The sequence below is a fragment of the Klebsiella sp. CN_Kp091 genome (assembly GCF_040065095.1).
GTDB lineage: Bacteria > Pseudomonadota > Gammaproteobacteria > Enterobacterales > Enterobacteriaceae > Klebsiella > Klebsiella aerogenes.
In genome coordinates this window covers 53,474-79,146 of record NZ_JBEAIO010000037.1, presented here as the reverse complement: position 1 = coordinate 79,146, position 25,673 = coordinate 53,474, and the positions used below count along the sequence as shown (strand labels likewise).

The 25,673-nt window shown below is 57.4% G+C and carries 20 protein-coding genes and 1 riboswitch; of the genes, 7 read left to right on the top strand and 13 right to left on the bottom strand.

What is annotated here, in order from left to right; genetic code table 11:
* Positions 1-46: 46 nt before the first annotated feature.
* Together ABLV17_RS14850 and citX are read left to right on the top strand one after the other, a co-directional pair.
* Positions 47-1,411 (top strand): 2-hydroxycarboxylate transporter family protein, encoded by a 1,365-nt coding sequence (locus ABLV17_RS14850; RefSeq protein WP_015368284.1) that lies wholly within the window; start codon positions 47-49, stop codon positions 1,409-1,411.
* A gap of 169 nt (positions 1,412-1,580) precedes the next feature.
* Positions 1,581-2,120, top strand: coding sequence for a citrate lyase holo-[acyl-carrier protein] synthase (gene citX / locus ABLV17_RS14845; RefSeq protein WP_113374398.1), 540 nt, complete (start codon positions 1,581-1,583; stop codon positions 2,118-2,120).
* A 62-nt stretch (positions 2,121-2,182) separates the two neighbouring features.
* Here the strand turns inward: citX and rluA are convergent, their stop codons facing one another.
* The 6 genes from rluA to araB form a co-directional block, all read right to left on the bottom strand.
* Positions 2,183-2,842: a bifunctional tRNA pseudouridine(32) synthase/23S rRNA pseudouridine(746) synthase RluA gene (gene rluA / locus ABLV17_RS14840; RefSeq protein WP_002888348.1), complete on the bottom strand. Its 660-nt coding sequence runs from the start codon at positions 2,840-2,842 to the stop codon at positions 2,183-2,185.
* Between the two features lie 12 nt (positions 2,843-2,854).
* Entirely contained in the window at positions 2,855-5,761 is a 2,907-nt protein-coding gene (gene rapA, locus ABLV17_RS14835; RefSeq protein WP_087860909.1) for an RNA polymerase-associated protein RapA, read from the bottom strand.
* A gap of 131 nt (positions 5,762-5,892) precedes the next feature.
* Complete coding sequence (gene polB, locus ABLV17_RS14830; protein WP_308957714.1) at positions 5,893-8,250, bottom strand: DNA polymerase II; 2,358 nt, start codon at positions 8,248-8,250, stop codon at positions 5,893-5,895.
* 79 nt (positions 8,251-8,329) lie between these two features.
* Positions 8,330-9,025, bottom strand: a complete 696-nt coding sequence (gene araD / locus ABLV17_RS14825) for an L-ribulose-5-phosphate 4-epimerase (protein WP_113374401.1) — start codon at positions 9,023-9,025, stop codon at positions 8,330-8,332.
* Positions 9,026-9,078: 53 nt separating this feature from the next.
* On the bottom strand, positions 9,079-10,581 hold the full coding sequence (gene araA / locus ABLV17_RS14820; RefSeq protein ID WP_308957713.1) for an L-arabinose isomerase: 1,503 nt from the start codon (positions 10,579-10,581) through the stop codon (positions 9,079-9,081).
* Between the two features lie 10 nt (positions 10,582-10,591).
* The gene (araB, locus tag ABLV17_RS14815; protein ID WP_113374403.1) at positions 10,592-12,301 is read right to left on the bottom strand and encodes a ribulokinase; all 1,710 of its coding nucleotides are present in this window, start codon (positions 12,299-12,301) and stop codon (positions 10,592-10,594) included.
* A gap of 336 nt (positions 12,302-12,637) precedes the next feature.
* Here araB and araC point away from each other — a divergent pair, with 336 nt between their 5' ends.
* Positions 12,638-13,483 (top strand): arabinose operon transcriptional regulator AraC, encoded by an 846-nt coding sequence (araC, locus tag ABLV17_RS14810; RefSeq protein WP_015368277.1) that lies wholly within the window; start codon positions 12,638-12,640, stop codon positions 13,481-13,483.
* Positions 13,484-13,611: 128 nt separating this feature from the next.
* On the top strand, positions 13,612-14,379 hold the full coding sequence (locus ABLV17_RS14805; protein WP_308957712.1) for a DedA family protein: 768 nt from the start codon (positions 13,612-13,614) through the stop codon (positions 14,377-14,379).
* On the opposite strand, the gene thiQ is transcribed toward ABLV17_RS14805, so the two are convergent.
* From thiQ to sgrR, 4 genes are all read right to left on the bottom strand, one after another.
* Positions 14,366-15,067, bottom strand: coding sequence for a thiamine ABC transporter ATP-binding protein ThiQ (gene thiQ / locus ABLV17_RS14800; RefSeq protein ID WP_308957711.1), 702 nt, complete (start codon positions 15,065-15,067; stop codon positions 14,366-14,368). The genes ABLV17_RS14805 and thiQ overlap by 14 nt on opposite strands.
* Positions 15,051-16,661 carry a thiamine/thiamine pyrophosphate ABC transporter permease ThiP gene (gene thiP / locus ABLV17_RS14795; protein ID WP_308957710.1) on the bottom strand — a complete coding sequence of 537 codons (1,611 nt, stop codon included), beginning with the start codon at positions 16,659-16,661 and terminating at the stop codon, positions 15,051-15,053. The genes thiQ and thiP overlap by 17 nt, the downstream gene beginning before the upstream one ends.
* Positions 16,637-17,620, bottom strand: coding sequence for a thiamine ABC transporter substrate binding subunit (thiB, locus tag ABLV17_RS14790; RefSeq protein ID WP_213317254.1), 984 nt, complete (start codon positions 17,618-17,620; stop codon positions 16,637-16,639). Before thiB ends, thiP begins: the two co-directional genes overlap by 25 nt.
* Positions 17,621-17,651: 31 nt before the next feature.
* A riboswitch (TPP riboswitch) is annotated at positions 17,652-17,871 on the bottom strand.
* Between the two features lie 37 nt (positions 17,872-17,908).
* Positions 17,909-19,564, bottom strand: coding sequence for an HTH-type transcriptional regulator SgrR (sgrR, locus tag ABLV17_RS14785; RefSeq protein WP_087860902.1), 1,656 nt, complete (start codon positions 19,562-19,564; stop codon positions 17,909-17,911).
* Between the two features lie 87 nt (positions 19,565-19,651).
* Here sgrR and sgrT point away from each other — a divergent pair, with 87 nt between their 5' ends.
* Positions 19,652-19,804: a glucose uptake inhibitor SgrT gene (gene sgrT, locus ABLV17_RS14780; RefSeq protein WP_015704385.1), complete on the top strand. Its 153-nt coding sequence runs from the start codon at positions 19,652-19,654 to the stop codon at positions 19,802-19,804.
* A gap of 160 nt (positions 19,805-19,964) precedes the next feature.
* On the top strand, positions 19,965-21,149 hold the full coding sequence (locus ABLV17_RS14775) for a sugar efflux transporter (protein WP_087860901.1): 1,185 nt from the start codon (positions 19,965-19,967) through the stop codon (positions 21,147-21,149).
* A 44-nt stretch (positions 21,150-21,193) separates the two neighbouring features.
* Here ABLV17_RS14775 and ABLV17_RS14770 read toward each other — a convergent pair whose 3' ends face one another.
* Positions 21,194-22,504, bottom strand: a complete 1,311-nt coding sequence (locus tag ABLV17_RS14770) for an MFS transporter (protein ID WP_113374408.1) — start codon at positions 22,502-22,504, stop codon at positions 21,194-21,196.
* Between the two features lie 230 nt (positions 22,505-22,734).
* Between ABLV17_RS14770 and ABLV17_RS14765 the strand changes: the two genes are divergently transcribed.
* Positions 22,735-23,631: a LysR family transcriptional regulator gene (locus ABLV17_RS14765; RefSeq protein WP_087860899.1), complete on the top strand. Its 897-nt coding sequence runs from the start codon at positions 22,735-22,737 to the stop codon at positions 23,629-23,631.
* Positions 23,632-23,668: 37 nt separating this feature from the next.
* Here ABLV17_RS14765 and aroD read toward each other — a convergent pair whose 3' ends face one another.
* On the bottom strand, positions 23,669-24,424 hold the full coding sequence (gene aroD, locus ABLV17_RS14760) for a type I 3-dehydroquinate dehydratase (protein ID WP_087860898.1): 756 nt from the start codon (positions 24,422-24,424) through the stop codon (positions 23,669-23,671).
* A gap of 29 nt (positions 24,425-24,453) precedes the next feature.
* Positions 24,454-25,668 (bottom strand): MFS transporter, encoded by a 1,215-nt coding sequence (locus tag ABLV17_RS14755; RefSeq protein ID WP_308957709.1) that lies wholly within the window; start codon positions 25,666-25,668, stop codon positions 24,454-24,456.
* Positions 25,669-25,673 lie beyond the last annotated feature (5 nt).

Sequence of the window (25,673 nt, the reverse complement as noted above, 5' to 3'; positions counted from 1 at the left end):
CCGGCCCTCTACCCTGAACAGGAATAATAACTACAGGGCTGAATTTATGAGCACCACAGACAACGCATTCTCTGCAACCCTTGAACCTATTAACAAACCGAAAGCCTCGTTGAAGCAGCGCTGGTGGCACGTGATGGATAGCTGGAAAGTGGGGATTATCCCGCTGCCGCTATTTTTGCTGGCCGGTGGTCTTATCGCGCTGGATTGCCTTGGCGGCAAGCTGCCGAGCGATATCGTGGTGATGGTGGCGACGCTGGCCTTCTTCGGTTTCGCCTGCGGCGAGTTCGGCAAGCGCCTGCCGGTACTCGGCAAGCTTGGCGCGGCGGCGATTTGTGCCACCTTTATTCCTTCCGCGCTGGTCCATTACGGCCTGCTGCCGGATGTGGTGGTTGAATCCACCACCAAATTCTATAAATCGACCAATATTCTTTATCTCTACATCTGCTGCATTATCGTTGGCAGCATTATGAGCATGAACCGCACCACGCTGATTCAGGGGTTCCTGAAGATCTTCCTGCCGATGCTGTGCGGCGAGGTCGTCGGTATGTTGGTCGGCGTGGGAGTTGGCAGCCTGTTGGGGATGGATCCGTTCCAGGTCTTCTTCTTTATCGTGCTGCCGATTATGGCCGGCGGCGTGGGCGAAGGGGCTATCCCGCTGTCGATTGGCTATGCGGCGCTGATGCATATGGATCAGGGCGTTGCGCTGGGACGCGTGCTGCCGATGGTGATGCTGGGCAGCCTGACGGCGATCGTCATTGCCGGCTGTTTGAACCAGCTCGGTAAGCGCTTCCCACATTTGACCGGCGAAGGCCAGCTAATGCCTAACCGCAGTAATGAAACCCGCAGCCTGAGCGAAAGCGAAGGATTTGGCGGTAAAACGGATGTGGCGACGCTGGCCTCCGGCGCGCTGCTGGCGGTGCTGCTGTATATGATGGGCATGCTGGGACACAAATTGATTGGCCTGCCGGCGCCGGTTGGCATGCTGTTCCTCGCGGTGCTGCTGAAGCTGGCGAATGTGGTTTCGCCGCGTCTGCAGGAGGGCTCGCAGGTGGTGTATAAATTCTTCCGCACCGCGGTGACTTATCCGATTCTGTTTGCCGTCGGCGTGGCGATTACCCCGTGGCAGGAGCTGGTAAACGCCTTCACGCTGACCAACCTGCTGGTCATTGTCTGCACCGTGTCGGCGCTGGTGGCCACCGGGTTCTTCGTCGGCAAGAAAATGGGGATGCATCCGGTCGACGTGGCGATTGTCTCCTGTTGCCAGAGCGGGCAGGGCGGCACCGGCGACGTCGCTATTCTGACTTCCGGCAACCGTATGAACCTGATGCCGTTTGCTCAGATAGCCACCCGTATCGGCGGCGCGATTAATGTGTCGTTAGGGCTGCTGTTCTTAAGTCATTTCTTATCGTGATTTAGTTCTGCGCTAATAGCAAAAACTGCCATTTCCCTCCGCAGGACGAAGAAAATTTCTTTGTCCTGCGTCCTAAATTCTGTGCAATTAGCGATACAATAGGCGGCGTTATCCGCGATAGCGACGGCAGCTCCGAGCTGCCTTTTTGATCATTAAAGGAGAGGAAAGAATGTCAGTGCATACTCCCGCCCGGGCGGGCGTCAGCATGGAAAATCTGCTGGCGGCGAAAGAGCAGCGCGCAGCCCGTCAACAAGACTGGCTCAACCATTATCAACAACCGGTCATTTCTCTCACCCTGGTAACGCCAGGGGCGGTAAAAGACAGTATTCGCTATCGCAATATGATGGGTGTTGCGCTGCAGGCCTGTGACCAACTTCTGTGGCAGCAGCGCTGGAAAACGCTCGACCGCCAGGTGTTGTGGCTGCCTACCGGCCCGGAAGCGATGTGGTGCGTTGAGCACTCCGCGGAAGAGATCAAAGCGCTATGCAGCGAACTGGAACAGAATCATCCGCTGGGTCGCCTGTGGGATATCGATGTCATTTGTCCGCAAGCGGGGCTGATTAGCCGCCAGGCACAGGGCGAATCGATGCGCCGCTGCTTGCTGTGCGATGAGCCGGCCCACGCTTGCGCGCGCAGCCGTCGTCACGACACCGAGCTGGTGGTCGCTCGCGTTGAGCAGATGATTGATGCGTGGTTCGCCCGCGATTAATCGCGTTTGCGTTAGAGATTTCCCCGGCGGCGAAGCGCAACCGGGGGCGTCCGGATAACGACTTAAAAGTCGATCGGCGCGCGGAAGGTCATCGCGTTGCCGTAAGCGGGATGGGTGATGGTTAACGTTTCGGCGTGCAGTAGCAGGCGCGGGGCCATCGCCAGCGCCTCCGGCGTGGCGTAAAAGCGATCGCCGAGGATCGGATGTCCCAACGCCAGCATATGCACGCGAAGCTGATGCGAGCGCCCGGTAATCGGCTTCAGGCGCACGCGGGCGGTGTTGTCCTCCGCGTACTCCAGCACCTCATACTCGGTTTGCGCCGCTTTGCCGGTTTCATAACACACCTTCTGCTTTGGTCGGTTCGGCCAGTCGCAAATCAGCGGTAAATCCACCAGGCCTTCCGCAGGCTGCGGATGACCCCAGACGCGGGCGACGTACTGCTTCTTCGGCTCGCGCTCGCGGAACTGACGTTTCAGTTCACGCTCGGCGGCCTTATTCAGCGCCACCACAATCACGCCGCTGGTGGCCATATCCAGGCGATGCACCGATTCGGCCTGCGGGAAATCGCGCTGGATACGCGTCATCACGCTATCCTTATGCTCCTCCAGCCTGCCGGGCACGGACAACAAGCCGCTCGGCTTGTTGACCACCATAATGTGCTCATCCTGATACAAAATCACCAGCCAGGGATCCTGCGGCGGATTGTAGTTTTCCATCGCCATTTTCGCGTTCCGTTACTGGTGAGTGACGACGATCAGACGCAGCGCGTCCAGACGCCATCCTGCCTGCGCCAGCGCATCCATCACCTGCTGGCGGTTGCTTTCGATCGCCGCCAGTTCGTCGTCACGGATGTTCGGGTTCACCGCTTTCAGAGCTTCGAGACGCGACAGTTCCGCCGTCAGTTTATCATCGGCTTCGTTACGCGCCGCGTCGATCAGCGCCTGCGCCGCTTTGGCTATCTGCGCTTCGCCCTGTTGCAGAATCGCGTGAACGTCCTGCTGCACCGCATTGACCAGCTTGCTGCCAGTGTGGCGATTGACCGCGCTCAGCTGGCGGTTGAAGCTTTCGAACTCCACCTGCGCGGCGAGGTTGTTGCCGTTTTTATCCAGCAGCATGCGAACCGGGGTCGCCGGCAGGAAGCGGTTAAGCTGTAATTGCTTCGGCGCCTGCGCTTCGACGACGTAGATTAGCTCCAGCAGCAGCGTGCCGACCGGCAGGGCCTTGTTCTTCAGCAGAGAAATGGTGCTGCTGCCGGTATCGCCGGAGAGGATCAGATCCAGACCGTTGCGAATCAGCGGGTGTTCCCAGGTGATGAACTGCGCGTCTTCACGCGACAGCGCCACGTCACGCTCGAAGGTGATGGTGCAGCCATCTTCCGGCAGGCCCGGGAAATCCGGCACCAGCATATGATCGGATGGAGTCAGGACGATCAGGTTTTCGCCGCGGTCATCCTGGTTGATGCCGACGATATCGAACAGGTTCATCGAGAAGGCGATCAGGCTGGTATCGTCATCCTGCTCTTCGATGCTCTCCGCCAGGGCCTGCGCTTTTTCGCCGCCGTTGGAGTGGATCTCCAGCAGACGGTCGCGGCCCTGTTCCAGCTGCGCTTTCAGCGCTTCATGCTGCTGGCGGCAGGATTTGATCAGATCGTCAAAACCATCGGTGGATTCCGGCGCGGCAAGGTAGTTAATCAGGTCGTCGTGAACGCTATCGTAGACGGTACGACCGGTCGGGCAGGTATGTTCGAAGGCGTCGAGCCCTTCGTGATACCAGCGCACCAGCACCGACTGCGCGGTTTTTTCCAGATACGGCACGTGGATCTGGATATCGTGCGCCTGGCCGATACGGTCGAGACGGCCAATACGCTGCTCCAGCAGATCCGGGTTAAACGGCAGATCGAACATGACCAGGTTGCTGGCGAACTGGAAGTTACGCCCTTCGGAGCCGATTTCGGAACACAGCAGCACCTGCGCGCCGGTGTCTTCTTCAGCAAACCACGCCGCGGCGCGGTCGCGTTCGATAATCGACATGCCTTCATGGAATACCGCGGCGCGAATACCTTCGCGCTCGCGCAGTACTTGCTCCAGCTGCAGCGCGGTGGCGGCCTTGGCGCAAATCACCAGCACCTTCTGCGAACGGTGGCTGGTCAGGTAACCCATCAGCCACTCGACGCGCGGATCGAAGTTCCACCAGGTGCCGGTATCGCCTTCAAACTCCTGATAGATCTGCTCCGGATAGAGCATGTCGCGCGCGCGCTCTTCCGCGGTTTTGCGCGCGCCCATGATGCCGGAGACCTTGATGGCCGTCTGGTACTGGGTCGGCAGCGGCAGGCGAATAGTGTGCAGCTCGCGTTTCGGGAAACCTTTCACGCCGTTACGGGTGTTACGGAACAGTACGCGGCTGGTGCCGTGGCGGTCCATCAGCATCGAAACCAGCTCCTGGCGCGCGGCCTGAGCATCTTCACGATCGCTGTTGGCAGCCTGCAGCAGCGGCTCGATGTCCTGTTCGCCGATCAGATCGCCAAGGGTGTTGAGTTCATTATCGTTCAGCTTGTTGCCTGCCAGCAGCAGGGCGACGGCGTCGGCGACCGGGCGATAGTTTTGTTGTTCTTCAACAAACTGTTCAAAATCGTGGAAGCGGTTTGGATCCAGCAGACGCAGGCGCGCAAAGTGGCTCTCCATGCCCAGCTGTTCCGGCGTCGCGGTCAGCAACAGAATGCCCGGCACGCGTTCGGCCAGCTGTTCAATAGCCTGATATTCACGGCTCGGCGCCTCTTCGCTCCACACCAGGTGGTGCGCTTCATCGACCACCATCAGGTCCCACTCGGCGTCGCACAGGTGCTCCAGGCGCTGCTTGCTGCGGCGCACGAAGTCTAAGGAACAGATAACCAGCTGTTCGGTTTCGAACGGGTTGTAGGCGTCGTGCTGCGCTTCGGCATAGCGTTCGTCGTCAAACAGCGAGAAACGCAGGTTGAAGCGGCGCAGCATTTCCACCAGCCACTGGTGCTGGAGGGTTTCCGGGACCACGATCAGCACGCGCTCGGCGGCGCCGGAGAGCAGCTGCTGGTGCAGGATCATCCCGGCTTCGATGGTTTTACCTAAGCCCACTTCATCGGCCAGCAGAACGCGCGGCGCGTGACGACGGCCTACGTCGTGGGCGATGTTCAACTGATGCGGGATCAGGCTGGTGCGCTGGCCGCGCAGGCCGCTCCACGGCATGCGGTACTGTTCGCTCTGGAACTTACGCGCGCGGTAGCGCAGGGCAAAGCGGTCCATTCGGTCGATTTGCCCTGCGAACAGGCGGTCCTGCGGCTTGCTGAAGGCCAGCTTGCTGTCGAGCAGGACTTCGCGCAGGGTAACATTTTCTTCTTGCGTATCCAGGCGGGTGCCGGTGTAGGACAGCAGCCCGTTTTCTTCATTTACTTCGTCAACGTGGAGCTGCCAGCCTTCGTGGCTGGTAATGGTATCGCCCGGGTTAAACATTACGCGGGTGATCGGGGAATCGTTGCGAGAGTACAGACGGTTTTCGCCGATGGCGGGGAAAAGGAGAGTGACCATGCGCGCATCCAGCGCTACCACTGTCCCTAGTCCTAGTTCGCTCTCTGTATCGCTAATCCAGCGTTGACCAAGTGTAAAAGGCATATGTGTTCGGCTCTTTGTTCTTTAATTGCAGGCAATAGTGCATCCTCAGCATAGTTACGCTGAGGAATCAAAATTGGGTCCAGGAATGGAAAGGGCGCTATGGTACTGGATGCCGCGGTGTTAGTCACCTGTCAAAATAGCCCCAGTTGCCCTGTCACTATTGTAGCAAAGTCGTCGTTGACGAAGGGAAGGATTCCTTCCGCCACCGGCTGCAATTGCTTTGACAGATAGTGATCGTAATCGAGCGGCGACTGCTGGTAATCCACCGGCTCCGGGCCGCCGGTAGTCCAGACGTATTTAATGGTGCCGCGCTGCTGATACTGCTGCGCCCGCCCAAGCTTCACGTTGTGTTCATCGGCAAGCCTCGCGGCGCGCACGTGCGGCGGCACGTTGCGTTGATACTCCGCCAGCGGTCGGCGCAGGCGCTTGCGATAAACCAGCTGCTCATCGAGCTCGCCGTTCATCAGCCTGGCGATAGTCTCCCGAACATAATCCTGATACGGCTGATGGCGGAAGATGCGCAGGTACAGCTCCTGTTGAAACTGCTGGGCCAGCGGCGTCCAGTCGGTGCGTACCGTCTCCAGCCCCTTGAACACCATGCGCTGGGCATTGCCTTCCTGAATCATCCCAGCATAACGCTTTTTACTGCCGGTATCGGCGCCGCGGATCGTCGGCATTAAAAAGCGGCAAAAATGGGTTTCATACTCCAGCTCCAGCGCGCTGGTCAGCTGGCTTTTGCTCAGTTCATGCGCCCACCAGTCGTTGACATAGGCAACCAGTTTGCGGCCGATTTCCGCCGCCTGCGCTTCGCTATGCGGGCGCTTGAGCCAGACGAAGGTGGAGTCGGTATCGCCGTAGATAACGTCATAGCCCTGGGCTTCAATCAGCGCTTTGGTCTGGCGCATGATCGCGTGGCCGCGCATGGTGATCGACGACGCCAGCCGTGGATCGAAAAAGCGGCAGGCGCTGGTCCCCAGCACGCCGTAAAAGGCGTTCATGATGATCTTCAGCGCCTGCGACAGCGGCTTATTGTGCTGACGCTTGGCTTCATCGCGGCCGTGCCAGATCTGCCCGACGATGCCTGGCAGGCAGTGCTTTTCGCGCGAGAAGCGGGCGCCGAGAAACCCTTCGGTGCTGTGGCGGTCATCGGGCTGCGCCAGTCCCTCAACCAGGCCGACTGGGTCGATTAAAAAGGTGCGGATGATCGACGGATACAGGCTTTTGTAGTCCAGCACCAGCACAGAGTCATACAGGCCGGGGCGGGAGTCCATGACGTAGCCGCCGGGACTGGCCTGCGGGGGAACTTCGCCGAGATTCGGCGCCACGTAGCCCAGCCGGTGCATGCGCGGGAAATAGAGATGGCTGAAGGCAGCGACCGATCCGCCGTGGCGATCGGCGGGCAGACCGTTGACCGTCGCCCGTTCGAGCAGAAATGGCATGATCTCCGTTTTGTGGAAGATCCGCGTCACCAGCTCGCAATCCTGTAGGTTATAGGTCGCCAGCGCCGGTTTATCTTCATGGAAGCGGCGATCGATTTCGTCCATCCGATCCCACGGATTGTCGATAGCTTTGCCTTCGCCCAGCAGCTCACGGGCGACGGCCTCGAGTGAAAATGAGGAGAAGTTCCAGAACGCCGATTTTAGCGCTTCGATACCGTCGATAATCAGCCGGCCGTTGGCCTGGGCGAAAAAGACGCCGTTCTTAAAACCGTGCTCGCGCCACTCCAGCTCGCTATTGCCGCGGCCGAGCAGCAGCGGGATGCGGTAGCGCTCGGCGTGTTTTTGCAGGACCCGCAGATCGAACTGCACCACATTCCAGCCGATCAGCACGTCGGGATCGTGTTCGGCAAACCAGGCGTTGAGCTTTTCCAGCAGCAGCGGGCGGCTGGCGACATAGACCAGGCTGAAGCCCACATCCGGCGGCGTGGCGGGCTCGGGGCCTAACATGTAGACCACCCGCTGGCCGCAGCCTTCCAGGCCGATGCAGTAGAGCTCGCCGTGGCGGCTGGTTTCGATATCCAGCGAGACCCATTTCAGCGGCGGGCGGTAATCCGGATTAGGTTTCATGCGCGCGTTAACCAGCTGCGAACCGCGCGTTTCGCCTTCTACCCACACCGGGGCGGTGATAAAGCGCTCCATCAGGTAGCGCTCCGGCGGGCGGATATCGCCTTCGTAAACGGTGACGCCGTTTTCACGCAGCTTTTTTTCCAGCCGCATCAGCTGGCGATGCGCGCGGCAGTACAGGCCGAAAACCGGCTGGCGATGGAAATCTATTAGCGCAAGCGGGGCCAGACGATAGCCGTTTTCACCCTGCAGCAGACGTTCAGCCTGCGACCGCTGCGCTTCGGGAATAAACGCGACGGATTCCTGCGGCGGCAGCGTGACCTGCAGCGGGCCGTTATCGGTCGCCAGCCAGAAGGCCAGTTCCGTTCCCTGCGGGGTATCCCGCCAGTGACGGGTGAGTAAAAATCCTGCTTGCGGCTGCGTCACGCGTGCTCTCAACGATAAAAAACCAGGCCTGATTATAGCCTGGTTTCATGATGGGTGCTGGGGTTTTATACAGGGGTGATTACTGGCCGTAGTAGGCTTTGGCCCCGTGTTTACGCAGATAGTGCTTATCGAGCAGCGTCTGCTGCATATCCGGCAGTTGCGGCGCCAGCTGGCGGCAGAAAATTCCCATATAGGCGATCTCCTCCAGCACGATGGCATTGTGCACCGCATCTTCGGCGTTTTTACCCCAGGCGAACGGGCCGTGGGAATGCACCAGCACGCCGGGCATTTGCGCCGGATCGATTCCCTGCTGACGGAAGGTTTCGACAATCACGTTGCCGGTTTCCCACTCATATTCGCCGTTGATCTCCGCATCGGTCATCAACCGGGTGCAGGGGACCGGGCCATAAAAATAGTCTGCGTGGGTGGTGCCGGTCGCCGGAATAGATTGTCCGGCCTGCGCCCAGATGGTGGCGTGGCGCGAATGGGTATGCACAATCCCCCCAAGCGACGGAAACGCCTGGTATAGCAGGCGATGGGTCGGCGTATCGGAAGAGGGTTTCTTGTTGCCTTCCACCACGTCACCGGTCTCCAGACTGACGACGACCATGTCGTCAGCGGTCATCAGGCCGTAATCCACGCCGGAGGGTTTAATAACCAATACCCCTTTGTCACGATCGACGGCGCTGACGTTACCCCAGGTTAAGGTCACCAGATTATGCTGCGGTAGCGCTAAGTTGGCCTCCAGCACCTGGCGTTTGAGATCTTCTAACATCTTGTTCTCCCTGCCCGATGAGCGGATTGTCATCGGGCATTCTGCTTGTGCGCTTAGCGTTTGCTACCGTAATAGACTTCATTCCAGCGCAGCGCGTCTTTGAACGACGGCAGGCGGGTATCGTTGTCGATGACGGCCAGCTCAATATCCTGCAGCTCGGCAAACTGGCGCATATCGTCGAGGGTTAACGCATGGCTGAAGACGGTATGGTGCGCGCCGCCGGCGATGATCCAGGCTTCCGACGCGGTGCGCAGATCCGGCTGCGCCTGCCACAGCGCGTTGGCCACCGGCAGCTTCGGCAGATCGTGCGGCGTCGCGACGGTTTCGATGGTGTTGACCAGCAGGCGGAAGCGATCGCCTAAATCAATCAGGCTGGCGACGATCGCCGGGCCGGTTTGGGTGTTGAAGATCAGACGGGCCGGATCGGCCTTACCGCCAATTCCCAGCGGCTGGACGTCGAGGATCGGTTTCTCGGCGGTAGCGATAGTCGGGCACACTTCCAGCATGTGCGAGCCCAGCACCAGATCGTTGCCGTTGTCGAAGTGATAGGTGTAATCCTCCATAAAGGAGGTGCCGCCCTGCAGACCGGTCGACATCACTTTCATGATGCGTAGCAGAGCGGCGGTTTTCCAGTCGCCTTCGCCGGCAAAGCCGTAGCCCTGCTGCATCAGGCGCTGTACGGCGAGACCCGGCAGCTGTTTCAGGCCGTGAAGGTCTTCAAAGGTGGTGGTAAAGGCGTGGAAACCGCCGTGTTCAAGGAAGCGTTTCATCCCCAGTTCGATGCGCGCGGCGTCCAGCACGTTCTGGCGCTTATCGCCGTGCACCTGCGCTGCTGGCGTCAGGCGGTAGCTGCTTTCGTATTCATCGACCAGCGCGTTGATATCGCCGTCGCTGATGCTATTCACCACCTGCACCAGATCGCCGACCGCCCAGGTATTGACCGAAAAGCCGAACTTAATCTGCGCCGCCACTTTATCGCCGTCGGTTACCGCCACTTCGCGCATGTTATCGCCGAAGCGGCACACTTTCAGATGACGGGTATCCTGCTTCGAAACCGCCTGGCGCATCCACGCGCCGATGCGCTGGTGCGCTTCTTTATCCTGCCAGTGGCCGGTGACGACGCTGTGCTGCTGGCGCATGCGCGCGCCGATAAAGCCGAATTCGCGGCCGCCGTGAGCGGTCTGGTTAAGGTTCATAAAGTCCATATCAATGCTGTCCCACGGCAGGGAGGCGTTGAATTGGGTATGGAACTGCAGCAGCGGCTTGTTGAGGAGCGTCAGGCCGTTGATCCACATTTTCGCCGGTGAGAAGGTGTGCAGCCAGACCACCAATCCGGCGCATTTATCATCGTAGTTGGCGTCGCGGCAAATATGCGTGATTTCATCCGGCGTGGTGCCGAGCGGTTTTAGCACCAGCTTGCACGGCAGTTTTGCTTCCGCATTCAGGCTATTCACCACATGTTCGGCATGTTTCGTTACCTGGCGCAGGGTCTCCTGGCCATACAGGTGCTGGCTGCCAATTACGAACCATACTTCATAGTTATCAAAAATCGTCATTTTCGTATCCTTAATGGGTGAGCGCTGCCGGAGATTGCGGGGCGTTTTCCGCCTTTGCAGCCGAAGGGAGATAGTGTTGTTCCGCGCTAGCCGACCACTGCTGGTAGCGCTGATACAGTTGTTCGAAACGCTGCGCCTGTTGCGCGCGCGGCTGCAGGGTGTTTTCCACCTCGCTTGCCATGTTGCGCTGCGCGGCGGGGATATCCGGATAGACGCCTGCGGCGACGGCGGCGAAGATGGCGGCGCCCAACGCGCAGCACTGATCGGAGGCGACAATCTGCAGCGGACGGTTCAGGACGTCGCAGCAGGCCTGCATGATGACCTGGTTCTTGCGCGCGATGCCGCCGAGCGCCATCACGTTATTCACCGGAATGCCCTGCTCGGTGAAGCACTCCATAATGGCGCGGGCGCCGAAGGCGGTGGCGGCAATGAGCCCGCCAAACAGCGCCGGGGCGTCGGTGGCCAGATTTAAATCGGTAATAACGCCTTTCAGCCGCTGGTTGGCGTTCGGCGTGCGGCGACCGTTGAACCAGTCCAGCACCACCGGCAGGTGATCGAGGGACGGATTATTGGCCCAGGCTTCGGTGAGCGCCGGCAGCAGCTGTTTTTGACTGGCTTTGATTGGCTCGCGCAATTCAGGGTGCTGTTGGGCAAGCTGTTCCAGCGGCCAGCCGAGAATGCGGCCAAACCAGGCATAGATATCGCCGAATGCCGACTGACCGGCCTCCATACCGATGAAATCCGGCACCACGCTGCCGTCCACCTGGCCGCAGATACCTTTTACCGTGCGGTTGCCCACGCTCTGTTTATCGGCGATCAGAATGTCGCAGGTGGAGGTGCCGATCACTTTAACCAATGCGTTAGGCTGCGCGCCGGCGCCGACCGCGCCCATATGGCAATCGAAGGCGCCGCCGGAAATGACCACCGTCTCCGGCAGGCCGAGGCGCTGCGCCCATTCGGCGGTCAGATTGCCGACGGGGAGATCCGCAGTCCAGGTGTCGCGGAACAGCGGCCAGGCAAGGTGGCGGTTAATAATCGGGTCGAGTTCGTCGAAGAAGCTGGCGGGCGGCAGTCCGCCCCAGCTCTCGTGCCACAACGATTTGTGTCCGGCGCTACAGCGACCGCGACGGATATCCTGCGGGCGGGTGGTGCCGGAAAGCAGGGCGGGCACCCAGTCACAAAGCTCAATCCACGACGCCGCGGCCTGCGCGACGGCGCTATCTTCGCGCGTGACGTGGAGGATCTTGGCCCAGAACCATTCGCTGGAGTAGATGCCGCCGATATAGCGCGAGTAATCTTCTTTACCCGGCGTGTGGCACAGGCGGGTGATGGCCTCCGCCTCTTCCACCGCGGTATGATCTTTCCACAGCACGAACATGGCGTTCGGGTTGTCAGCGAACTCTTCGCGCAGCGCCAGCACGTTTCCATCAGCATCAATCGGCGCTGGGGTTGAGCCGGTGCTGTCGACGCCGATACCGACCACCGTCGCCCGTTGTTCAGCGCTTAATGCCGCCAGTACGCTTTTCAGCGCCGATTCCATGGATTCAATGTAATCGCGCGGGTGATGGCGGAAGCGGTTATTCGGCCCATCGCAGAACAGCCCTTCCTGCCAGCGTGGATACCACTCTACGCTCGCGGCCAGTTCCGCGCCGGTAGCGCATTCCACCGCCAGCGCGCGTACTGAGTCACTACCAAAATCGAGGCCAATAGCAATTGCCATCTTGTTACTCCATGCTGAAATCATTCATGCAGCAACAGTAGATATCCCCGGATAAATCCGTCAGGCCGTATTCGCTAATCTTATGGACTATATTGCTGTCACCACGCAAAGTGTGACGCCGTGCAAATATTCGATGTGGACTTTCCTGCCGTATTTATAGACACTTTTGTTATGCGCTGTATCAACGCGAAATGCGTGCTGGTAGCGCTTTTTTCGCTCGCCGTGCGGGTTTTTGTCTAAATTCCCACCGGTATCGCAGTCGCAACGGCGCGGATGGCGATAAAATGATGAATATGGACAATTGGTGTCAAAAATACCTCGTGGAGAACGACGCTTATGGCCGAAACGCAAAACGATCCGCTGCTTCCGGGCTATTCCTTTAACGCCCATCTGGTCACCGGCCTGACGCCGATTGAGGCGCAGGGATATCTCGATTTCTTTATCGACCGTCCGCTGGGCATGAAAGGCTATATTCTCAACCTGACGATCCGCGGCGAGGGGGTGATTAACAACCACGGCGAACAGTTCGTTTGTCGCCCCGGCGATATGCTGCTGTTTCCGCCGGGGGAGATTCATCACTATGGCCGCCATCCCGACGCCAGCGAGTGGTATCACCAGTGGGTCTATTTCCGCCCACGCGCCTACTGGCATGAATGGCTCAACTGGCCGACGATCTTCGCCCATACCGGTTTCTTCCGCCCGGATGAACAATGGCAGGCGCGGTTTGGCGAACTATTCGGGCAGATTGTCGATGCCGGACAGGGGGCGGGGCGTTATTCCGAACTGCTGGCGATTAACCTGCTGGAACAGCTGCTACTGCGGCGCATGGAGGCGATTAACGAATCGCTGCATCCGCCGCTGGATAACCGGGTGCGCGACGCCTGCCAGTACATCAGCGACCATCTGGCGGACAGCCATTTCGATATCGCCAGCGTCGCCCAGCACGTCTGTTTGTCACCTTCTCGTTTGTCGCATCTGTTTCGCCAGCAGTTGGGGATAAGCGTACTTGGCTGGCGGGAAGATCAGCGAATTAGCCAGGCTAAACTGCTGTTGAGTACTACCCGGATGCCGATTGCCAGCGTCGGCCGCAATGTTGGCTTCGAAGATCAGCTCTATTTTTCGCGGGTCTTTAAAAAATGCACCGGCGCCAGCCCCAGTGAATTCCGCGCAGGATGTGAATAAAAAGTAAAGAAAGTGAAATGATGACCCGCTTAAATGTCACAGCCAGTAAACTATTAAGACAATTGGTGGCTTGACGACGACGTGACGGCTCCGGAGAATCCGGGCTTCGTTTTTTAACCGGGTACATTATGCAGGCATTGCTGGAACACTTTATCACCCAATCCACGATCTACTCGTTGATAGCCGTGATGCTGGTGGCATTTCTTGAGTCGCTGGCGCTGGTGGGGCTTATCTTACCCGGCACGGTTATGATGGCTGGTCTGGGGGCGCTCATCGGCAGCGGCGAAGTTAACTTCTGGCAGGCGTGGCTGGCGGGGATTGTCGGCTGCCTGTTGGGAGACTGGATCTCATTCTGGCTCGGCTGGCGCTTTAAAAAGCCGTTACACCGCTGGTCGTTTATGAAAAAAAATCGCGCGCTGCTGGAGAAAACCGAACACGCGCTGCACCAGCACAGCATGGTGACGATTCTGATTGGCCGCTTTGTCGGGCCGACGCGGCCGCTGGTGCCGATGGTGGCCGGGATGCTCGACCTGCCGGTGGCGAAGTTCGTGCTGCCGAATATTATTGGCTGCCTGCTCTGGCCGCCGCTCTATTTCCTCCCCGGTATTCTGGCGGGGGCGGCGATTGATATTCCTGCCGATGAAAACAGCGCCAGCTTCAAATGGCTGCTGCTGGGCGCGGCGCTGCTGGCGTGGCTGGCGGGCTGGCTGTGCTGGCGGCTGTGGCGGAGCGCGAAAACCTCCGGCGATCGCCTGACCCGTTGGCTACCGCGCGGACGCCTGCTGTGGCTGGCGCCGTTGATGGCGGCGCTGGCGGTAGCGGCGCTAACATTTGTTTTCCGCCATCCCCTGATGCCGGTCTATCTTGAGATCCTGCATAAGGTCATTTCGCGCTAATTCCCAACAGCGCCGAGGCGCTGCTGTTGCCACTTAACAGATCGTCAGTGGCGCCGTCCCAGGCAATGCGCCCTTCGGCGACCACGATGGAACGAGGCGCAATGCGCGCCGCATCCTCCACGCTGTGCGATACCATCAACAGCGTCAACTGCTGCCGCTGACAGACATCGGCGACCAGCGTCAGCATCTCCTGACGCAGCGCCGGATCGAGCGCTGAGAAGGGTTCATCAAGCAGCAGCACCGGCTGTTGGCGTACCAGACAGCGGGCCAGCGCCGCCCGCTGCCGCTGGCCGCCGGATAGCTCGCCAGGCAAGCGATCCAGCAATGTATCCATTCCCATCTGCCCGGCTATCGCCATGACCTGCGCGTGCTGCTCGCGGTTCAGCTTAAGGCCGGGGTGGATGCCGAGGCCAATATTCTGCCGGACGGTGAGATGGTTAAACAGGTTGTTCTCCTGAAACAGCATAGAAACCGGACGCTGCGCCGGCGGCGTGGCGTTATGCTTCTCGCCGTCGATCAGCAGGCTACCGCTGGCGGGGGGCAGAAACCCGGCAATCAGATTCAGCAGCGTGCTCTTTCCGGCGCCGCTGGGACCGAGCACGGCGATGCGCTCTCCGCGCTCGACTCTGAGCGTAAATCGCATCGGCAAATGCTGATACAGCCAGGTGACATCATTGAGTTTTAGCATCGCGTCCCGGTAGTTTCTCGATCAAAGTAAAAAGGATAAAGCACAGCAGCAGGAGCAGGAGCGCGGTGACCGCGCCGTCCTGGCTGCGGTAGGAGCCGATCTGCTGATACAGATAGAAAGGCAGCGTGCGGAAGGATTCATTGCCGAACAGCGCCACCACGCCGAAGTCGCCAATCGACAGCACGCAGGCGAAAGCCAGGGCCTGCGCCAGCGGCCGTTTCAGCGCCCGCAGCTCCACCACCCGCAGCCGGTTAAAACCTCGTAGCCCCAACGACTGACACAGGGCGCCATAGCGGACGGCAATATCGCGCATTGGGTTTTCCAGCACCTTCAGGGCATAGGGGATTGCCATCAGCGCGTTGGTAAAGATGACAATCCCGTCGGCGGATTCCGGCAGGCCAATACTGTTATTGAGCAGCAGGAAGAAGCCGGTCGCCAGCACAATCCCCGGCATGGCAAGAATAAGCATACCGCTGAGTTCCAGCGTCTGCCCGGCCAGCGGCAGGTTGCGGGCGCGCAGTTCGCGGCTGCTCCACAGCAGCATCATGGTCAGGATAACGCTGAGCAGTCCGGCGGCGATAGCGATACGCAGCGAGGTCCACAGCGCCTGCCACAGTGCGGCTTGGCCCAGCACCTTCGGCAGATTGACGTTGAGCCCATCGACGATCACCGCCAGTAGCGGCGGTAGCAGCAACAGCAGAGCGACGGCGATCAGCGCGTAATCACACAGGCGACTATGCAGACGGTCGTCGGGGTCGCGCCAGCCTTGCACCTGACTGGCGCCGATCGCCACGGCTTTGCTCAGGCGCTGGCTCAGCAGCACCAGCCCAAGGCAGCAGATCATTTGAATAATCGCTAACAGCGCCGCCCGCGCCGGGTCGTAATCAAAGCTTAGCGCCTGATAGATAGCCAGCTCAATGGTGGTGGCCCGCGGCCCGCCGCCTAGTGACAGCACGGTGGCGAAACTTGCGAAGCACAGCATAAAAATCAGCGCGGCCACCGGCGGGATCTGCCGACGCAGCCACGGCCATTCCACAAGACGGAAGAAGACGAAACCGCGCATCCCGAGCTGAGCGGCGATCTGCCGCTGTTCGCCGGGAATGTTTTCCAGCGCCTGCAGCAGCAGGCGGGTCGCCATCGGCATATTAAAGAACACATGGGCCAACAGGATACCCTGTAAGCCGTATGGCGAGAAATCCCACTGCCAGCCGAGCGCGTGGAACAGCGCGGCGAGCCACCCCTGGCGGCCATAGACGCTGAGGATGCCGAACACCGCCACCAGTACCGGCAGGATCAACGTCATCGCGCACAGGCGCAGCAGCAGCGTGCGCCCCGGAAAGCGGCGGCGATACAGGGCGCGGGCGAGGAATATCGCCGGCACCACGGAAAATAGCGCCGACAAAAACGCCTGCCAGAAAGAAAAGCGTACGACGTGCCAGAGATAGCTATCGCTGAGGATCGTCTGCCAGGGCGCCTGCGGCGCTTCCAGCCACAGCGCCAGAAACGCCGCCAGCGCTACGATGACCAGTAAGAAAGCCGCCGCGGCGCCGGGGATCAGCCAGCCGAAACTTAGCGGCTGACGGCGCGTTGCCATGAACCGATCCAGTTTTGACGTTCAGCAGCGACCTGCTGCGGGGTGAACTGCAGCGTGGTTTGCGGTTTGGTTAGCGTATTGAAGCCGGCCGGCAGCGCGACCTGGGTTACCGGGTACATCCAGTTGCCGGTGGGAATGGCGTTCTGGAAGCCTGGTGAGACCATAAATTTCAGGAACTTCTCCGCCAGTTCCGGTTGCTTGCTGGCGGCGGTACGTGCGGCGACTTCAACCTGCAGATAGTGGCCTTCGGTAAAGTTCGCCGCGGCATAATTATCTTTTTTCTCTTCGATGAGGTGATAAGCCGGCGAGGTGGTGTAGCTCAACACCAGGTCGCTTTCGCCTTTCAGGAACAGGCCGTAGGCTTCGCTCCAGCCCTTGGTGACGGTGACGGTTTTGGCCGCCAGCTTCTGCCAGGCTTCCGGCGCCTTATCGCCATACACTTTTTGCATCCACAGCAGCAGACCGAGCCCCGGCGTACTGGTGCGCGGGTCTTCGTAGATCACGCGCCATTTCTGCGGGCTCTCGACCAGCTCTTTCAGGCTTTTCGGCGGGTTTTTCAGCTTGTTTTTGTCATATACGAAGGCGAAGTAGCCGTAGTCGTAAGGCACGAAGGTGTCATTATCCCAGCCGCCGGGTACGGAGACTGCGCTGGCCGGCACGCCGCTTTTGGCAAACAGTTTGCTCTGCGCCGCGGCTGCCAGCAGATTGTTATCAAGGCCGAGTACGACATCGGCTTTGCTGTTTTTGCCTTCCATTCGCAGCCGGTTAAGCAGCGATACGCCATCTTCGAGGGCGACATATTTCAGTTCGCAGCCGCAATCGGCCTCAAATGCCTTTTTAACCGCCGGGCCAGGTCCCCAGTCGGCAGAGAATGAATCGTAGGTGTAAACGGTCAGGACCGGTTTAGCAAAGACCGGGGCGGCGACCAGCGCCAGCAGGGGAAGCAGTTTTTTCAACACTTTGCACCTCAATATATGGGGAGGCAAAGGATTTTGAGTAGGCCTCAAATCCCTTCGCCGGCGTTATCCGGATCAGGTTCGACGGGTATTTTCTCAGCCCATACGCTTCATCCTTCAAGCCGCATCTGCGTTAGCTTCGCGCGTTCACCCCAGTCACATAGTTATCTATGCTCCAGGGGATTCACCCGCTTGCTGCCTTGATGCAACTTGAATGATATTGCGTATGTTTATTAGCACCCCGTTGAGAACGGCGATAGTGTAATGATTTTGTTAGATGACGCAAAGCATTCAGGGCTCCGGCGGGGCGAACCACGCCGATTTAAAGTCAAACCAGCCGAGGGTGTTCATGCGCACGCCGCGCATACTGCGCTGGCCCTGAATCATAAGCCAGTGGTGAATCAGCGGAACAATATGCTGTTTCTCCAGCAGTTGCTGGCTCCAGGTCGCCGGGTTGAATTCGCCCGCGCGCCAGCGGTTGGCGTCTGCCTCCCAGTCGATGGGAATGCAGTGATGCATGAGCGGCACTTCATATAAATAGGCGAATAGGGAAAAATCGATCGGCAGCGTGAAATTGACGCTGTTGAGCCAGATATCGCTCACCGTTTCGCCGCGATGCCAGTCATCATACTCCAGCTCCTGAATGTTCAGCTTCACCTGATGTTCCGCCAGCAGCGCCCGCATGATCCCGCCAATGACCCGATGTTCCACATGATCGCGATAGTAGGTGAGGGTGACTGACTCCAGACCGGCTGGTTTTTCGCAGGCGTGGCTGCGGGCGTGGTGCCAGCGCGGCAACAGGCCGTAGGCCGGGAACCAGTTACCTTGATAGTGCTCGCCGGCGTGATACAGCAGATTGGCGGGCTGGAACAGATAACTTAACCAGCGGCGCACGTCATCATTGCCGCCCAGCGGGCTGCGACTATCAAAGAGCAGGTAATAGCACCCCTCTTCCAGGCGGCTCTCTACGGCTTTTTCGCTTTCAGTATTACCCTGCAGGGTTAAGCCGCCGTTGGGTTCTTCGCTAATTTCCGGCAGCACCCAGACGTTAACCTCATCGATCAGCGCCCGGTAGCCGAAGTACTCTTCAAAGGCATGGATTTTCAACTGGTTTTGATTATTGCGCGCGACCGCGTAAGGGCCGGTACCGATAGGCATACTGGAAAAGTTCTCCATCGTCCGCCATTCCTGCGGCAGCACCATTGCCGGGACCTGGCCTAACAGCCAGGGCAGCCAACGGTCCGGCTGGCTGAGGTGAATATCCAGCGTCCAGGCGGTCGGCGAGACGATGCGCTCGATATGGGAAAATAGCGGCAGTTCGCTGCTGCGCTGTAGCGAGGAGATAACGTCGGCCATCTCCAGCTCCCGGCCATGATGGAAATGAATGCCGGGACGCAGGAAAAAGCGCCAGTGGTTAGGCGAAATTTGCTGCCAGTGGTGGGCGATATCGGCCTCCAGTTCCCCATTTTCCTCATTTACCCGCGTCAGGGCGCTAAAAATTTGCCGCGCGATGTGGGTCTCCGAACGGCGCAAGGCGCTGCCGGGCAGTAGATTCTTCATCGGCCGATAGTAGAGCACGCGCAGAATGTGCCTCCCCTGGCGGAAACTGCGGCCAAGATGGGAGATCAACATTTGCCTGACCGCCGTTTTATCGCCAACCAGTTGCACCAGTTGATCGATGCGATCCTGCTCCAGTAAATCTTCGGCACGCTGCTGCTGCAGCGCCAGACCGGTATAAAGGAAGGTCAACCTGGAACGCTTGCCGCGCCCGGCTTCGGATTCCCACGCCAGCCAGCCGCGCGCTTCCATCAGGTTGAGCAAGGTGCGCATATGGCGGCGCGAACAGCTAAGCATTTCCGCCAGTTCGTTGAGGGTGGTCTGCTGCGACCTGCCGTCGCAGCATTGCCACAGGCGGATGAACTGTTGTTGCAGACGGCTGGAAGGCATAAAAGAGGAACTCCTGACGAAAACTCAGCAATTTATGAGTTCCTATATTAAGCCAATAATGAACCTCGATGAAGTAAGGAGATGAATATGACGAGGTCAACCACTAAGCAGTTCTATCAACGGTACTTTTCTGCGACGCAGGGCGCGTCCTGGCTGGCCCGCCAGTTAGCAGGAAGGCAGCAGAAGATGCTGGAGGAATTGATGCAGTGGGGAGTTACGTCGCCGACCTCCGATCGTTGACTTGCCGACATCATGTGTGACTGAGTATTGGTGTTATACTCGCCATCTTCAGGCTGCAAGCGCATTGGCTGCAACTCGAAATCCAGAGTATTGAATCACCCGCCAGCAGATTGCTTCTGCTGGCTTTTTTCGTTTACTTCGCGTGTGTTAAGGATATTTCATGCTGTGGTTGATGACGATGGGGCGACGGTTAAACGGCGTCTATGCCGCCTTTATGCTGGTGGCTTTTATGATGGGCGTGGCCGGGGCGCTGCAGGCGCCGACGCTTAGTCTGTTTCTCAGCCGTGAAGTCGGCGCACAGCCGTTCTGGGTCGGCCTGTTTTATACGGTGAATGCGATTGCCGGTATCCTGGTGAGCCTGGCGCTGGCCAAACGATCCGATAGCCGCGGCGATCGTCGGCGGTTAATTATGTTCTGCTGCCTGATGGCGGTGGGTAACGCGCTGTTATTCGCTTTCAACCGCCATTATCTGACGCTTATCACCTGCGGCGTCATGCTGGCGTCGGTCGCTAATGCGGCAATGCCGCAGCTGTTTGCCCTCGCCCGCGAATACGCCGATAGCTCTGCCCGCGAAGTGGTCATGTTCAGCTCGGTGATGCGCGCCCAGCTGTCGCTGGCGTGGGTCATTGGCCCACCGCTGGCTTTTATGCTGGCGTTGAATTATGGCTTTATGACCATGTTCTCCATCGCCGCCGGGATTTTTGTCATCAGCCTGGCGCTGATTGCCTTTAAGCTGCCTTCGGTGGCGCGAGTGACGCAACTGCAGGAAGGCAGCAGCCTGCCGGAGCTGGAAGGCGGCTGGCGCGATAAAAACGTGCGCATGCTGTTTATCGCCTCTACGTTGATGTGGACCTGCAACACGATGTATATCATCGATATGCCGTTGTGGATCAGTAGCGATCTTGGCCTGCCGGATAGCCTGGCGGGGATACTGATGGGAACGGCAGCCGGTCTTGAAATTCCGGCGATGATCCTGGCCGGCTACTACGTTAAGCGTTGGGGGAAACGCAAAATGATGGTGGCGGCAGTCGCCGCTGGCGTGCTGTTCTATGTGGGGCTGATTATGTTCCATGGTCGCACGGCGCTGCTGGCGCTACAGTTATTCAACGCCATCTTCATCGGTATCATCGCCGGGATCGGCATGTTGTGGTTCCAGGACCTGATGCCGGGGCGCGCCGGGGCGGCGACCACGCTGTTTACCAACAGTATCTCCACCGGGGTGATTCTGGCCGGGGTGATTCAGGGAGCGCTGTCGCAAAGCTATGGTCACGCCAGCGTTTACTGGACAATCGCGGCGATTTCGCTGCTGACGCTGTTTTTGACCAGTAGGGTTAAAGATATTTAAGTCATTCTCCCGCGCCGGCCATGCTGGCCCGGCGCGGGATAGCGTTATTTCAGCACGATTTGCTTGATGTCGCCGATGATAAAGATGTAGGCAATCACCCCGATCAGTGCGGTCACCCCAACGTAAATGAGGGCATAAAAGAAGTTACCGGTGGCTGATATAATCACGCCAATGATGAGTGGCGCGATAATTGAGGCCAGATTGGCGCAGAAGTTAAATATACCGCCGGTCAACCCAGCCATATTATCCGGGGCAATATCAGATATTAACGTCCAGCCCAAACCGACCATTCCCTGACCAAAGAAAGCGATCGACATGATAATAATCACCGTCGAATTCGCACTGACCCAATTAGCGGCGATAATGCAGCTAGAAAGGAGCAGTCCGGAAATTATTGGAAGTTTTCGGCTAATGTTTGCCGAACCGGTACGCTTAAGTAGCCTGTCGGAAAGCCAGCCGCCGAAGATGATGCCAACCGCGGCGGCCAGGAATGGCCAGGTGGCGAAAAATCCCACGTGAAGCCACGGCAGATGGCGTTCGTTGGCCAGGTAAGTGGGGAACCAGGTAAGGAAAAAGACTAGCGTAGTGTTACCGGCAAACTGCCCCAGACTGGCGCCGATAATTTGTCGGCAGCAGAGTAGCCGTTTGGCATCGCGCCAGTTAAATGGAATATTTTCACTCGTATTGGTAATCTGGTTGGCGCCAATATAATCCAGCTCTGCTTTATTTGCCGTTTTTGATTCATGTGGCTCATGATAAAAACGCCACCATACGAAAGTGAATAAAATACCCAGCCCGCCGGTCAGGAAAAATAAGGTTCGCCAGCCGTGATGTTCAAGAATTAAATATAGCAATGGCGAGAAGGCGGCTAATCCAATATATTCCCCAACTGTATAAGTGGCGGTGGCTCTGGCGCGTTCATGCTGGGGAAACCATTTGCTGACGATGCGGCTATTGGCCGGAAAGCAGGGGGCCTCGCTGACACCTAGCCCCAGACGCAGAAGGAGCAAAGATTTCAGCCCCAGAGAGAAACTTTGCAGTAGGGTAAATAGCGACCAAAAGAAGATGGACAGGGCGTAGGTCAATTTATTACCGAAACGGTCTAAAAACATGCCGCCAGGAATTTGCGCCAGCGCATAAGTCCAGGCAAAAGCGGAAAAAACAATGCCCATCATTGCCGGGTCAATGTGGATTTCAGTGGTTAATTTTGGAGCGACGATTCCAAGAATGGTACGATCGAGATAATTAATCATCGTACCCAGCGATAACAGCGTTAAAATAAAAATACGCGTTCTGCTTCTTTTTAGCGTGCCGGGCGATGACGCCAGGCTTCCTTGAGAGCCAGGTATAGACATAAAGATTTCCTTTAAAGTTTAAAATATTTTTGCATGTATTTATGCATGCAGAAATATTCTAATGACTCATAGACTGGGTCTATGAATGGCAACGCTTTGTTACGCACAAAAGAAAATATCAAATAATATTTGATGTGAATCTGATATTGACTCGTTGTAGCGTATTATCAACCTGCCGCATGGTATATTAAACGCAGTGGTCTTATTCTTATATTATACGGACAAAAATAATGAACCTGAAGCAACTTTATTATTTTAAGCGATTGAGCGAGACGGAGCATTACACCGAAGCTGCCTCCAGCCTGTTCATCACACAACCTTCGCTAAGCCACGCCATATCTGAGTTGGAGAAAGAACTTGGCGTGGCGCTGTTCGCCAGAAAAGGGCGCAACGTCAAAATTACGCAAAACGGTAAACGTTTTTTACCCTATGTGGAAGATGCGCTCGCTTCTTTAGAGAATGGGCGGCTGACGCTGCAAAACAATGATAGCGAAAAGAAAGAGAATATTCGTATCGCCTTTATTTATACGATGGGTGAATTTGTTGTTCCGCAGTTAATTAATAAATACACTAATTCACCATCCAGTCACAAGGTGACTTTTTCCTTTACGCAAGGCACTTCGCTTTCGTTATTACAAGCGTTAAAGGCAGGAAAAACCGATCTGGCGATTTGTTCATATATTGCCGATGAACCAGACATCGATTTTATTCCCATCATTCAGCAGGAACTGGTGGTGGTGACGGCGAAAGATCATCCCCTTGCCAGATTATATGAAAATGAGGTCGATCTGGTTGAGACGATTCACTATCCCTATATCTACTTCTCGGAGAACAGCGGTTTGCGGCCTTTTATTGATAATGTCTTTATGCAGCAAAAACTGGTGCCGGATATCGCCTGCTACGTCGATGAAGATACCGCGATGGCGGGGTTGGTTAGCATCGATTATGGTATTGCGATTATGCCGAGGATCTCCGCACTGGCAAATTATAACGTGCACATTCTGAAAATAAAAAATGAGCTCCCCCCGCGTTATATCTACCTCGCAACGATGAAGGAAAGGGTACTTTCTTCAGCAATTCAATCGTTTAAAAACGTTATTATTAACGATAGCCAGAGAATCAACTGAGCAAGCGCCCGGAGAGTGGCTCCGGGCAGCCTGTTTATCAGGACAGAATGTCCATTAGCTCGCGCAGCTTAGCGATGGCAATCTGGCCCGGCGCGGAGGCCTGGCCGACGGTGCCAAAGGTCATCGCAGAACCGAACAAGCGTCCGGTTACCCGGCTAACGCCGCCGGATTTGCCCATCGACATGGTGATCAGCGGGCGCGTCGCGTACTTCTCTTTCATGGTCAGCGTGGCGGAAAGCAGAGTGAGAACGTCCTGAGGCGTCTGCGGCATCACCGCGATCTTTGGTAGATCGGCACCCAACTCCTGCATTCGACGCAGTCGATAGATGATATCTTCCTGTGCCGGCGTTTTATGGAAATCATGATTGCTCATGATCACTTTTACGCCGGCTTGATGCGCATCGTTCACCAGCGCGCGGATTTGCGCTTCGTCGTTAAACAGCTCGATGTCGATAACATCGGCTAATCCGCTTAGCGCCGCCTGACGGTTAAGTTCAAAATACGCTTCGTCGCTGATTTCCGTTTCGCCGCCCTCTTTCTTACTGCGAAAGGTGAACAGCAGCGGTAGAGCCTTCAGCGTATGACGGATTTCCGCCAGCGCGGCCAGCACCTGGGGGATTTCCCGGACGTGGGTAAAATGGTCAACTCGCCATTCGATAATATCAGCGCCAGCGTCAACCAGGCCCTGCGCATTAGTCAGCAGTTCATCCAGCGTTTTCCCGATCAGCGGTACGCAAATTAAGGTTTCGCCTTCCTTGAAGGTGATGTTCTTTACGGTTACTGCAGTTGTCATGTAGGTATCCATTATTGTTGTCGTGAACCTCAGGCGGTGACGGTGGTGCGAGACACTCTTTGCGCCGCGCGCGCCTGAAGTTGACGATAGCCGATGTACAGGGCGATCACAAAGCCGATAACGGCGATCAGGAAATCAAACCACATAATGCTGGCAATACTAATCTGTGAAAGCCTGGCGGTGATAAGCGGGATCGTGAAGCTCGCGATACTGCCTGCGGTGTAGAAGATCCCGGTCGCCTTGCCTTTGCCATTCGGAAAGCTCATTGCCATGATGGTCGCTCCCAGCTGCAATACCCCGCCGGCAGCGGCAAAGCCGATGACGAAGGCGAAACCGGTAACCATCAGCGGGGTGGGGAACAGGCACACTAACAGCAGTGAGACCATCGACAGGCAGGTATAGATGATCATCGCTACCGCAGAGCTGAATACCTCTTTGACGAAAGCGGCGGTCACGAAGACGCAGACCAGCGAACCGACGGTGTAGATGCTCAAGAGCTTGATCGCCGATGCATAAGGCATACCGACCACGAACTGACCATATTGCGCCAGCCACTGACTGACCAGGTAAAAAGTTGCCATGCCGATATAGCCGTACAGGGTAAAGACAACCATATCCAGTTTGTTGGCTTGCGGCTTAGCTGAAGCCGATGCCTGCGCCGCTGGAGTTTCTTCCTTTTTGGCCGCCTGGCTATCGGGGAACGGCATCTTGAGCAGATAGATTGCGCTCAGTACAAACAGAGCCGCCGCGATCACGAACGACCAGCCAAACCACAGATTTGCCCATATCAGCAGGCTGATAATGAACGGCAGCAGAAATTGCCCTGCGGAAACGAAGGCTTTGATGAGTACATTAGCGCGGCTGGCGGAGTGCGGGAAAGACTCCATCAGCGCCGGATAGGTTCCGGAGTCGAGGAAGCTGTTCGCCAGACCAGCCATGATGCCAAATACGTAGGCCAGATAAATATTTTTAGTCAGCAGAATGCCGACGAAGAAGATCAGATAACTCAGGATCCCGAGATAAATAAAAGGCTTGCGACCAAAGCGATCCGACAAAAAACCGGTCACGATCGTCGCCAGTTTACCGATACCTAATGAGGAGATAACGATCGATACGCCAGCAGCATCTGTTCCCCACTGTTCCTGAAGATGGGCCATGTTGAGGGTGATTAAAAGCACCCCCATGCCGTGGATCAGGTAGTTGAGATACAGCCCTGCCGCAGTAGGGATGTATTTGTTTTTCATCTCTT

Excerpts from the sequence above, each read along its gene's own strand:
- ABLV17_RS14850 (WP_015368284.1), top strand. The coding sequence starts at position 47 with ATGAGCACCACAGACAACGCATTCTCTGCAACCCTTGAACCTATTAAC.
- citX (WP_113374398.1), top strand. The coding sequence starts at position 1,581 with ATGTCAGTGCATACTCCCGCCCGGGCGGGCGTCAGCATGGAAAATCTG.
- rluA (WP_002888348.1), bottom strand. The coding sequence starts at position 2,842 with ATGGCGATGGAAAACTACAATCCGCCGCAGGATCCCTGGCTGGTGATT.
- rapA (WP_087860909.1), bottom strand. The coding sequence starts at position 5,761 with ATGCCTTTTACACTTGGTCAACGCTGGATTAGCGATACAGAGAGCGAA.
- araD (WP_113374401.1), bottom strand. The coding sequence starts at position 9,025 with ATGTTAGAAGATCTCAAACGCCAGGTGCTGGAGGCCAACTTAGCGCTA.
- araA (WP_308957713.1), bottom strand. The coding sequence starts at position 10,581 with ATGACGATTTTTGATAACTATGAAGTATGGTTCGTAATTGGCAGCCAG.
- araB (WP_113374403.1), bottom strand. The coding sequence starts at position 12,301 with ATGGCAATTGCTATTGGCCTCGATTTTGGTAGTGACTCAGTACGCGCG.
- araC (WP_015368277.1), top strand. The coding sequence starts at position 12,638 with ATGGCCGAAACGCAAAACGATCCGCTGCTTCCGGGCTATTCCTTTAAC.
- ABLV17_RS14805 (WP_308957712.1), top strand. The coding sequence starts at position 13,612 with ATGCAGGCATTGCTGGAACACTTTATCACCCAATCCACGATCTACTCG.
- thiQ (WP_308957711.1), bottom strand. The coding sequence starts at position 15,067 with ATGCTAAAACTCAATGATGTCACCTGGCTGTATCAGCATTTGCCGATG.
- thiP (WP_308957710.1), bottom strand. The coding sequence starts at position 16,661 with ATGGCAACGCGCCGTCAGCCGCTAAGTTTCGGCTGGCTGATCCCCGGC.
- sgrR (WP_087860902.1), bottom strand. The coding sequence starts at position 19,564 with ATGCCTTCCAGCCGTCTGCAACAACAGTTCATCCGCCTGTGGCAATGC.
- sgrT (WP_015704385.1), top strand. The coding sequence starts at position 19,652 with ATGACGAGGTCAACCACTAAGCAGTTCTATCAACGGTACTTTTCTGCG.
- ABLV17_RS14775 (WP_087860901.1), top strand. The coding sequence starts at position 19,965 with ATGCTGTGGTTGATGACGATGGGGCGACGGTTAAACGGCGTCTATGCC.
- ABLV17_RS14770 (WP_113374408.1), bottom strand. The coding sequence starts at position 22,504 with ATGTCTATACCTGGCTCTCAAGGAAGCCTGGCGTCATCGCCCGGCACG.
- ABLV17_RS14765 (WP_087860899.1), top strand. The coding sequence starts at position 22,735 with ATGAACCTGAAGCAACTTTATTATTTTAAGCGATTGAGCGAGACGGAG.
- aroD (WP_087860898.1), bottom strand. The coding sequence starts at position 24,424 with ATGACAACTGCAGTAACCGTAAAGAACATCACCTTCAAGGAAGGCGAA.
- ABLV17_RS14755 (WP_308957709.1), bottom strand. The coding sequence starts at position 25,668 with ATGAAAAACAAATACATCCCTACTGCGGCAGGGCTGTATCTCAACTAC.